Here is an 11,121-nt window from a genome sequence, read left to right on the forward strand (position 1 = left end):
CAAATATATCTATACTTTATTTTTATATACTGATATCATTATTAATTATTTGTTTTATGAAATGTTCTAAATTGCTAGAATAATTATATTTATTTTTAAGCATAACAGCACCACGATCTATATGAAGTTTAGCATGAGTAGGGAAGTACTCATCATCAGTTAAGCTTTTACCAGCATGTTGTTCAAGTAAAGCCTTAAATAATCCATCATACTGAGCTGTTATAGTTTGCCTATTTAACTCAAGTCCAGTATTATCAAGACTCTTATAATCTTCAAGAGGTTCATCACTAGTTAAAGACATTGAAATTGCAAGTTTACAAAGTGCAAATGGCTTTAAATTCATTCTAGAACCTAATTCTTCAAATATTTCTTTTGTTTGCATTGATGTTTTTAATCTAAATCCCATAATTACACCTCGAAAAAGTATCCTTTAGACTGTATAGTCTTTCTATTTATATCATCATAATCAATTAAATACTCACCATTTAATCTAGGTTTTATATCTTTATATGACTTTTCATCTATTTCTGTATTAGTAGATAAAATAATAACCTGATCACTTATAGTAGAGAAATACTCATTAGTAATATTATTTCTATGAGTTTCATCTATTCTAGCATAAGGAGTATCTATTATAAATGGTATTTCTATATCAGAAGCTTTAAGTAAAGCCCAATATAAACAAAGAATATATATTTGCTTTTCTCCACTGGAGAATCCGTTTATATCAACTTTTGTTCTTAAATTTATAAATGATGATTGATTACTATTTTTTATTTTATTAAGTAACTCAGAACGATTTTTAACTTCATATTCAGCAAATAAATCTTCGAAGAATAAGTTACCTAATTTTTTCTCCATTTCATCATATCCTATATTTTCTATAAGATTCTCGATTTCAAGAGAGTTATACATTTTATTTATATATAGAGATGTATTAAAGTTACTATCTATATCTATAAAATCTATAAAATTATCTTTACGTATAATCTTTTTAAATATATACATAAAATTATTTTGAATTTCTTTTGTTTTACTTTCAGTTAAAGTTGTAATCATATCATCTAACATTAGTATGAGATCTGAAGACATATCTACAACTTTATTAGATTGAAGTAAATCTGTATACTTTGATTTAGCTTTATTTTTAGAGATTTCAGTATTTGAGACTAATAACTCTAAATCTTTTAACTTAATTTCTAAATGATTTTTAACCTCAGACAAATGTCCGATTTTGTTAGATAAATCTGTTAATTCATTTATATATTTATTTAAAGATTCGTCTTCAAGACTATTGTTCAGTGTAGTTCTGATTTCTGCTAACTCTTCACCTATATTACTATGTTCATCAAACATTGAAAGTATATTGTTATTATCAATACTTAACATATTATCGATTAAAGCAAGTAGTGAATTACTTTCATCATTAGAAAGATTATGAATAATCTTAAAGTCATCTTCTTGATTACTAGGTTTTATATCATCAATTAAAGATTCTGAAACAGTCAGAGCTATTTCATGTATACTAGAAGTATCTAATTTATTTAAAAGAAGATTTTTAAAATAATCTACTGATAATTTATCTTTTAATTGAGAATAGACAAGATTGTCTCTTTCGCTTTTAATTTGAGTTTTTAAATTAAATATTTGATCCTTAACAATTAAAAATGGAAGCATATCATTACAAAAATCTTTTATAGATTGATTTATTACAGACCTTCTAGTTTCAAGTTCTATAGTTTTTTTATTAAGAAGATCTCTTTCCTCAGCAAGAACTCCACCCTTTTTTCTAAAGTCTTTTTCTAATTGTATTTGCTTTTGTTTTAAATCATCAAGTTCACTTGAAATACTAGTACAATTATTATTTAAATTAGCGTATTCTAAATTAAGATTAGCTAACTCATCATCTAGAGCTAAATAATTTGTCTTAGCTAACTCTAATTCAGAATCGTCGTTTTTACTATTTCTGATACTTAAAAGTATAGTATTTTTTAAAACATCAAATGTATCAAAATTACAAAGTGATAAAAGTGATTGTTTTAAGTGAGTATTAGAATTTTTACCTATAAAAAATTCTGAAAGATGTTCACCGTCAAAGAAGAAAAATTCAAATATTTTTGGAGAAATTATTGATGTTATATAATTTTCAAAAAAGTTAAGTTCTTCATCTTCTAAAGGAATAGGTGAGTAGTTTTTGTAAACTAAAAATATTTCATCTAATTTTTTATTTTTAAAAGTCCATTTTCTAACTAATGTATATATATTTATTTCTGTACCTTCACTTAGTTCTAAGTCAATAGAAACAAATGCATCTACGAAATCAGACTTAAGCGAGTTATTATTTATATTTGATTTAACTTTAGATATATAAGAAGCATTAAATCCTTGGTATTTATAAGCCATAGGTCCGTATATACAAAGTTTTATAGCTTCAAATATTGTAGATTTACCAGCTCCGTTTTTACCACCAACAAGTATAATGTTTTTATCATCAGTAGTAGCAAAATCGAAGATAGTTTCTTCTTCATAAGATCTAAAGTTTTTAATTTTAAGCTTATTAATTTTCATTGTCTAACTCCTTGCTACTTTCTTCTTCAATTTTTTTAACAATATCTTGATGAAGCCATTGTTGGTTTAAAGTTTTGCTTATTGAATTTTTTAGTTTAGTATTATTACTAAAATGCTTATACTTATTAGTATCAATAATTAATTTATTAAACAAGTCATGATTTATATTGTACTGATTACATTTTTCATTTATTACACATAAAGTAGAAGAATCAAATACTGGTTTTTTATACTTAGACCAGGGAAGGTATTTACCAGTAATTTCCTTATATATATCTACTAATGTTGTAGATGTTAAGTCTTCTTCATCATCCCAAATTGAATCTATAGCTTTTAGTTCATCTAAAGTAATTAGTTCTATATCAGGATAAAAATCTTGCATTTTTATTTGAGTTTTTAATAATTCTCTAAGTATCATTTGTCTAGCTTCAAACGTAAAAGGTCCAAACATTATACGACCATCTCTTTTTACAACAGAACCATTTCTTTTATGTTTTTTGCGATTTTCAGCAATATCCCTTTGAGATAATATCCATGTTCTAAAATCAAGTAGGGGTTGTAATTCTAAATGACCGGACTTTATAAATCCATTTAAAGACTTGTCCTCTTTTACAACAGTACAAATCCAACAACCAAATCTACTATTACCACAGCTACTTTTAGCAGTAGATTCATCCGCTATAAATGGACATTCTCCAGAGTCTCCAGAACCTTTAGTATACATATGGAATAATTCCATAGTATCAGTTCCCCATGATGTTGCAGTAGAACCAAATCCATCATTAGCTTCTTCAAGTATATTATCATTATTGTTAACTAATACATCCCATACATCAGCAGTAGTAAAGTCTACTATAGGAGTGTATACATAAGCTAAATGGTTTTTACTTTTTAGAGTTTGATGAGGAGTAAGAAGATATCCTTCTATCTCTCTTTTTTCAATTCTAGATTTTCTAGCGATACTTTCATCTTTACGAACTCCAAGTAAGATAACAACATCTTCACTTTCTAATTGTTTTTGTATAAATTGATTAGAAGGTTTTATTTTTAATCTTTCCGTACACCAACGATATTGTATAGATTTAGGAGTAGGGTATCCTTTACCTATAACATTAGTCCAAAAGCTATCACCAGGATGCGGATTTACAACTGTAGCTTCTATAGGTAAATTATATTCTTTGGCACTTTCGTTCATTTTATTTATATTATCATTAAGATAATTTAATATTACAGGGTTTTCTATAAGTGTGTCAGATGACACTATATAAACAGGTTTGTGTCTTTTTTCTTCAGGTAAATTTAGAAGCATTCTAAATGTAAGCTCTGCAACCACACTACTATCTTTTCCGCCACTGTACCCTATGATCCAAGGTCTATTATCGTTAAGATATACGGCTTGCATTTCATTATAAATGTATTCTAGCGTATAATTGTCAAAGTAATTAATAGCCATATATATTCATATCCTTTCTATAAGGTATTTCATTATTATTCAAACTATAATTATACCACACAAACGTTCTATTGATAAGGTTAAATTGTGTATTTGATAGTGAAAGAAAACATTATATTTTAATATTAAAAAAATTAAAAGCAAAGGATTAAAGAAAGAGTTAATTCTTTGCTTTTATGCCTATAAATAAAAAATAGTGTGAAAATAAAAAAAATATAGAAAAAAAAGAAAAATCTTGCTATAATGGAATAAACAAAAAGGTTTTCAAAATAGAATGTAGTTAAAATAATATAAAATGATACATACAAACATAATAAATAGAAAATTATACAATTGATTTCAAACGTTTGCATAAAACATAAAAAGGGGGAGGGATTTAATGAAAACTAAAGAAATAAATGTTCAAGCTATTATATTTTTTGTAATAAGTATACTATTTTTTATATGTATAACAGCATTTGATCCATTTATATCGATTTATGCCAGTGAATTAGGTTTTAAATCATCTACTATAGGAACTATAGTCGGAGCAGCAGGGATTGCATCCATGTTATTTAGATTTCCAATAGGTATACTATCTGACTTTATACACAACAGAAGACTAGTTATACAAATAGGGCTTATCATAACTATAGTTGCATGGGGAATTGCATTTTTAAATCCATCTCCAACAACTTTGTACATTGGTAAAATTGCAGATGGTATAACAGGGGCTACATGGGTGATTTACAACATAATGTTCATAAGCTATTTCAAAGAAAACGAAGCAGCAAAAGCAGTAGGTTTACTTGCAGTAGTATCTCCTATAGGTTCACTTATCGGATCTTTTATAGGTGGTTTTATAGCGAATACTTATGGATATAAATATTCATTTGTAGTAGCTATATTATCAGCAATACTTGCGTTTTTACTTACATTCTTACTTAAACCTCAAAAACGCACAAATAATAATATTAACAAAGAAAAATATAGTTTAAATATAGTTAAAGAACAACTTAGTGATAAATATATATGGGGGCTAGGTATAATTGCAATAGTATCTATGATGGTACCATACTCTACGAGAGATACCTTTACTCCAATTATAGCGAGTGAACTAGGTGGAGGAGCAATAGCTATAACTATTTTATCTAATATACACATGATTACTAATGGAATAGGAGCAAGTTTGTCAGGTACATTTTTTTATAAAAGATTTGGACTTGTTAAAACAGCTATAATAGGAGCTTTAGGACAAGGTGTAGTTTGTATGTTAATACCTTTTGTAACAAATATAGGTTTACTTATGATATTACAATGTTTGGCAGGTTTTACTTTTGGATTAAACTTTACAGTTTTAACATCTATGAGTGTAGAAGGCATAGACTCAGAAAAACAATCTACACGAATGGGATTATTTCAAAGTTTATATTCTATAGGAATGTTCTTTGGCCCAGTTATGATGGGGAATTTAGTAGAAAATACGTCTATGCTAACTGGATTTATGTTTATTGGAATGATTTCTATAACTTCTGGTATATTTATGATTAGAATGAAAGATAAAAGTTATAATAAGCTCGAGGTAAATCAATAATTTACTAAATTTTAAAAAATATTGATAACGTTTGCGGGAAAATATTAATTTTAGATAATATGAGAATTAGAAACAAGATAAGGAAATGATATTATGGTAACAATAAAAGATATAGCAAAAAACTTAGGCGTAAGTTACTCAACAGTATCAAGATGCTTAAATGATAGCCCTAGTGTATCTGAGAAAACTAAAAAGAAGGTACAAGAAGAGGCTTTAAGATTAGGATTTCATTTTAATGTTAATGCAAGAAACTTAGTAAAACAAGAAACAAACACTATAGGTGTTATATTCTCTGATAATTTCAATGATAGAGATATGAGGAAATTCTTTGGAGATATAATGGAAAGCTCTATAAATGCAATTGAATTTAACAAATATGATTTTATAATACAACCCAATCATAACATCAGAGGAAATAGCAATATATACAAGATGGTAAATGGAAGAATGGTTGATGGTTTGGTTATAGTATCTAGATCTATAACAAAAGAGGAGTATGATTTTTTAATAAATAGTAAAATTCCTCATGTGTTTATATATTTTAAACCGTTATTTATTGAAGGAGAGATGGATAATTTCTTCTGGGATGATAATGAGTATGGAGGATATATAGCAACTAAGTATTTAATAAATCATGGACATAAAAAAATACTAACAATAACATCTGATGATGATAGTCTTACAATGTATAAAGATAGAACAAAAGGATATTTAAATGCAATTAATGAAGCTAATTTAATACCTGATATTATAAGGGTTCGTATGGATTTTGATTCTCAAATTGAACTTGTGAAAAATAATATAGATAAGATAAAAAATTCAACAGCTATATTTGTACAACAAGATACTCCGGCGATATCTATAATACAAGAGTTAAAAACAGTTTATAACATTGAAATTCCCAAGGATATATCTATAGTTGGATATAACAATATAGAGCTTATATCTTATTTTAAAACTGATTTAACAACAGTAGATGACCCAAGGGAAGAAGTTATAAAAAATGGTATAGATGTCCTGGTTAATAAAATAAATAAAAAAGAAGATAAGCATATAATAAGAAAGTTATATCCTAGAATTATAAAAAGAAGCAGTGTAAGAATTATTTAGTATTTTTTTTAGATAAAATTTCAAACGTTTGCAAAATTATAGTTTTTTAAACTAATAATTTCAAATATATTCATGACAAATAATAGGAGGGGTATCATTGAGTAAATATCAAGAGTCAAAAAAGATTGTAAGACAATACTTTGAAGAATTAGAAAGTGCTTCAGTAGATGATGTTAAAAGTGTTTTAGAAAAGTACATGAGTGAAGATTATAACTTCAAAGGTGTATATCCTTTTAGGGAACAACAAGGCATAGAAAATGCTTGTAATAAGTTTTGGGTTCCTTTAAAAAAATCTCTAAGCAATATGCAAAGAAGACAAGACATATTTATCGCAGGAACTAATGAAATTGATGGTAGTGAATGGGTTATGAGCATGGGACATTTTATGGGATTGTTTGATGAAGATTTCTTAGGAATAAGAAGAACTCGTAAAATGATAAATTTAAGATACGCAGAGTTTAGTTGTGTTGAAGATGGGAAAATAAGCAAAACAGGATTGTTTGTTGACATTATAGGATTTATGCTTCAAGCAGGTGTTAATCCATTGCCTCCTCAAACAGGTGAGTATTTTGTATATCCAGGTCCAAGAGATCATAATGGATTATTATTTGAAGATGCACCAAGTGAAGAAGGAGTAAAAACTTTAGCTCTTGTAAATAAGATGGTAAATGACTTATCAGAGTTAAATGATAGCGGGGCTATGGGTTGTCCACCAGAAGTACTTGAGAAATCTTGGGCTAAGGACATGATATGGTATGGACCAGGAGGAATAGGTGCTTCTTATACAATACCTAGATACCAAGAGCAACATCAATTACCTTTTAGAAACAACTTAACTGGTAAAAAATTCAATGGTCATGTATGTAGATTTGCAGAAGGAAACTTTGCTTGTTTCTTTGGATGGCCAAATCTTACTAACAAACCTTTAGGAGGATTTTTAGGATTACCAGGTGGAAACGTTAGTGCTGATATGCAAGTAGTTGATGTTTACTATAGAAAAGATGATAAGTTATCTGAAAACTGGGTGCTTATAGATATTCCATACTGGTTAAAACAACAAGGTTTAGATATTTTAGAGAGAACTCAAAATATTTTAAATAAATAGAGTAAGTATCTAAATTTGTGGGGTGATAAAATGGAAAAAGTAGTAGATACAAAGTTGGAAAAAAGTTTAAAAACATCTGATATAAAAGATACTGTAAAAAAAGGTGATGAAATATTAGAAAAAATTAATTCAGATAAAACAGGGGAGGAAGCTATGAGTACTAAGATTAATGAAGTTAAGGAATCTAAGGGGGAGAAAAATATGAAGTCTACAGTTATTTATTATGGAGATTCAAAAAAAGTTACACCAGTAGGCGTTTTAGATTACAATGATTTTTCAGTACAAACTAAAAGAGAGCAAGAGGTACCAGGATTTGATCCGCAATATCGTGACTTTGTTGATTATATAATGAAAATAACTCATGATATATGGGAATCAAAAGGTATAGGAGTTATATATGATACTTATCACAATAATGTAACTATGCATTTAGGTTCTTCTAACTTAGTTGGGATAAAAGATGTTATATCAAATACATTGCAAACATTACACGCTTTTCCTGATAGAAGGTTAATAGGTCAAAATGTAATATGGTCAGATTTTGGGGCTAATGGATTTTTATCATCACATAGAGTTTTATCTACAGCTACAAACTTAGGAGATAGTAACTTTGGGCCAGCTACTGGAAGAAAGATAAACTTTAGAACAGTCATAGATTGTGCTACAACAAACAATAGAATACATGAAGAGTGGTTAGTTAGAGATAACTTATGGATAGTTACACAATTAGGATTAGACCCTAATGAAGTCGCAAAGAAAATGGCAAAAGCTGCTATGGCAAAAACTCCAGGAGTTTTACAATCAACGTATGGTATATGTGAATCTATGGAAGGTCAATTTATGCCTAATAAATATGAAGCAAAAGATGATTCTGTAGGAGAAGTAATGCTTGAAATGTTAAGTAGAATATACAACTATAAATACATAAATGATGTTAAGAAATATTATCATCCAAATGCAGTAGTTCACTTTATATGTGATAAAGACCTTAATGGATATGATGAGATACAAGGGATGTTAATAAGCTTTTTAGCTTGTGTACCTAATGGAAGTTACGAGGTTGAAAGAGTTACTTGCAACCAAAGAGAAGAAGGTCAAGGATATGATGTATCTGTAAGATGGAGACTGCGTGGAATAAATGAAGGAATAGGATTTTTTGGGCAACCATCAGGAAATCACATAGAAATAATGGGTATAAATCACTATCATGTGTTAAATGGAAAAGTTAGAGAAGAGTGGATAACATTTGATGGATTAGATGTATTAAAGCAAATGCACATGGGATGTGAAGAATAGTATTAGTCATGTATAAAAAACCTCATATTTTATTAAATAATTATGAGGTTTTTGACTTACATTAAATAATACATATACTAAGCCGAAGGGGGATTATAAATGACTAATAAGCAAGTGGAAATGGAAAATGATATTATATTAGGAAAAAATTACTCAAATGCAAAAAGGTGGATTGCATTTTTATCAATAGCAATCATATACTTTTTTTACTGTTATAACTTTTCAATAGGTACTTTTGTTAAGCCTACCATGATATATAGTGTAGCTGAAGGTGGGTTTGGATTTACGCTACAACAAACTGAAGAAATATTTGCGATTATGTCTTTTGGTACTATACCAGGAACATTTTTATTCGGATGGATTTCAACTAAAATAGGTAAGAAGAACACTTTAATAGCTGTGGCATCTTTAATAGCTATTACAACGTTTATACCAATGTTAAATCCAACAAGTATAATGCTTTGGAAGGGTGCTCGTTTTTGTACCGGATTTGTATTAGGTGGAGTTTTTGGAACTGCTATGCCATTAGTTGCAGATATGTTCCCTAGTAAGTATCGTGGGAAATTATCAGCAACGTTAACAGCACTATTTTCATTAGCCATGATATTTGGAGGACAAATATATGGAGCCTTAGGTGATGCTAACTGGAATATATTAATGTATACGGCTATAATACCTCCTGCTATAGGAGCAGTAATGGCATTCTTTTTCGTACCAAATGACTATGAATATACTAAGGAATTAGTTGCTAAAGGTAAGGAGTCAGGGGAAAAAGTTAGCTATTTAAGCATGTACAAAGGTCAGTATTTATGGATAGGTATTGGCGTAATATTATTATCAGGAGCTAACTTTACAGCATACTCAGCATTTTCTAATAATGCTACAACTTACTTAGTTACAGGTCTTGGAATTTCATCTGCCGTAGCTGGTTCTATCTATAGTATGCAAGGTGTAGGCCAGTTATTTGGGTATATGTTCTGGGGATTTATTGCAGATAAATATGGAAGAAAAACACCATTTATAGGTATGGTATTAGCAGCTGTATGTGTGTTTGTATACACAAGGCTTGGTGGAGATAATGTAACTGGATTTTATTTAATATCAATTGCAATAGGATTTATGGTAGGTTTCTCTGGAGCTTGGGGAGCGTACTATTCAGAATTATTCCCAAGTAAATACCGTTCGATATCAGCAGGAATATCATTTAATGGAGGTAGAATAATATCTACATTTGCTATACCAGCAATAGCAGGAGCTGCATCAGGAGCACTTGGAATGACTATGATATTTTACATATCAATAGCAGTATTTATTGTTGGAGCTGTAGTATGGTTAACACTTCCTGAAACTTTAAACAAAGGAACTAAATAATTTATACAAAACTCCCTATTAAAGATATAGGGAGTTTTTGATTTGAATATTTAATTCAGGTATTTTAACTATTAAATTTAAATTTATACCCTGTGTCGGAAAATCCGACAGGGGTATTAAACTATAAAAAAAGCGAAGGATAAACTTATATTTTATCCCAAGCGACAAAACATAGTACCTTACATTTAATATCCACAATCATCAATTTTCCAGTTTTTAGATTTCTATAAATATAATAATTAGTAACATTTATGTATTGAAAACCGTACTTTAATTTTATATATGTAAAATTATAGGGGAATTTGTGTTAATAAAAAATATTGATGTATATAAAGATAAATATGGAAAAACTATAAATATTTTAGAGTAAGAGATGAATTTGCATTTATAATTAATAAAGGATACATAAAGCCTAGTGCAAATAGCTTTAAGTGGTCTTCAGAAGGGCTAGAATGGATAAATGAATTTTTCAATAAAATATACTACGGAAATAGTTTATTAAGTTTATTAGAAAAAGTAGAAAGTTGAAGTATATTACTTCAACTTTTTTCCTATTTAAAGTTCCATTTTATACAAATAATATAAACAACAATATTTAAAGTATGTAAAATTTAGTATATAATAGATGTATAAAATTATTATAAA

At 28.3% G+C, this 11,121-nt stretch carries 8 protein-coding genes; 5 read left to right on the forward strand and 3 right to left on the reverse strand.

From position 1 onward, the window contains the following. Nucleotides 1–22: 22 nt before the first annotated feature. Genes VN21_RS13340 through dndC form a run of 3 tightly spaced genes read right to left on the reverse strand, consistent with a single transcriptional unit; the run spans nucleotide 23 to nucleotide 4,021 of the window. Nucleotides 23–406 (reverse strand): DndE family protein, encoded by a 384-nt coding sequence (locus tag VN21_RS13340; protein WP_046823687.1) that lies wholly within the window; start codon nucleotides 404–406, stop codon nucleotides 23–25. A gap of 2 nt (nucleotides 407–408) precedes the next feature. After that, a complete protein-coding gene (locus VN21_RS13345) occupies nucleotides 409–2,568 on the reverse strand; it encodes an AAA family ATPase (RefSeq protein ID WP_046823688.1) in 2,160 nt (719 codons plus the stop codon). Further along, entirely contained in the window at nucleotides 2,558–4,021 is a 1,464-nt protein-coding gene (gene dndC, locus VN21_RS13350) for a DNA phosphorothioation system sulfurtransferase DndC (protein WP_046823689.1), read from the reverse strand. Before dndC ends, VN21_RS13345 begins: the two co-directional genes overlap by 11 nt. 379 nt (nucleotides 4,022–4,400) lie before the next feature. Here dndC and VN21_RS13355 point away from each other — a divergent pair, with 379 nt between their 5' ends. The 5 genes from VN21_RS13355 to VN21_RS13375 all read left to right on the forward strand — a co-directional run bounded on the left by VN21_RS13355 (nucleotide 4,401) and on the right by VN21_RS13375 (nucleotide 10,476). Continuing rightward, nucleotides 4,401–5,594: an MFS transporter gene (locus tag VN21_RS13355; protein ID WP_046823690.1), complete on the forward strand. Its 1,194-nt coding sequence runs from the start codon at nucleotides 4,401–4,403 to the stop codon at nucleotides 5,592–5,594. A 93-nt stretch (nucleotides 5,595–5,687) separates the two neighbouring features. Next, complete coding sequence (locus VN21_RS13360) at nucleotides 5,688–6,704, forward strand: LacI family DNA-binding transcriptional regulator (protein ID WP_046823691.1); 1,017 nt, start codon at nucleotides 5,688–5,690, stop codon at nucleotides 6,702–6,704. A 97-nt stretch (nucleotides 6,705–6,801) separates the two neighbouring features. Further along, nucleotides 6,802–7,809, forward strand: a complete 1,008-nt coding sequence (locus tag VN21_RS13365; RefSeq protein ID WP_046823692.1) for a nuclear transport factor 2 family protein — start codon at nucleotides 6,802–6,804, stop codon at nucleotides 7,807–7,809. Nucleotides 7,810–7,839: 30 nt separating this feature from the next. Further along, nucleotides 7,840–9,105: an ester cyclase gene (locus tag VN21_RS13370; protein ID WP_084822170.1), complete on the forward strand. Its 1,266-nt coding sequence runs from the start codon at nucleotides 7,840–7,842 to the stop codon at nucleotides 9,103–9,105. A gap of 99 nt (nucleotides 9,106–9,204) precedes the next feature. Continuing rightward, the gene (locus tag VN21_RS13375; RefSeq protein WP_046823693.1) at nucleotides 9,205–10,476 is read left to right on the forward strand and encodes an MFS transporter; all 1,272 of its coding nucleotides are present in this window, start codon (nucleotides 9,205–9,207) and stop codon (nucleotides 10,474–10,476) included. The last annotated feature ends 645 nt before the right edge of the window (nucleotides 10,477–11,121 follow it).

Origin of the sequence: Paraclostridium benzoelyticum (assembly GCF_001006285.1) — a bacterium.
Lineage (GTDB): Bacteria > Bacillota > Clostridia > Peptostreptococcales > Peptostreptococcaceae > Paraclostridium > Paraclostridium benzoelyticum.

Bases quoted from the DNA above. Each gene is read 5' to 3' on its own strand.
- dndC (WP_046823689.1), bottom strand. From the start codon at position 4,021: ATGGCTATTAATTACTTTGACAATTATACGCTAGAATACATTTATAAT.
- VN21_RS13375 (WP_046823693.1), top strand. From the start codon at position 9,205: ATGACTAATAAGCAAGTGGAAATGGAAAATGATATTATATTAGGAAAA.
- VN21_RS13345 (WP_046823688.1), bottom strand. From the start codon at position 2,568: ATGAAAATTAATAAGCTTAAAATTAAAAACTTTAGATCTTATGAAGAA.
- VN21_RS13340 (WP_046823687.1), bottom strand. From the start codon at position 406: ATGGGATTTAGATTAAAAACATCAATGCAAACAAAAGAAATATTTGAA.
- VN21_RS13355 (WP_046823690.1), top strand. From the start codon at position 4,401: ATGAAAACTAAAGAAATAAATGTTCAAGCTATTATATTTTTTGTAATA.
- VN21_RS13370 (WP_084822170.1), top strand. From the start codon at position 7,840: ATGGAAAAAGTAGTAGATACAAAGTTGGAAAAAAGTTTAAAAACATCT.
- VN21_RS13360 (WP_046823691.1), top strand. From the start codon at position 5,688: ATGGTAACAATAAAAGATATAGCAAAAAACTTAGGCGTAAGTTACTCA.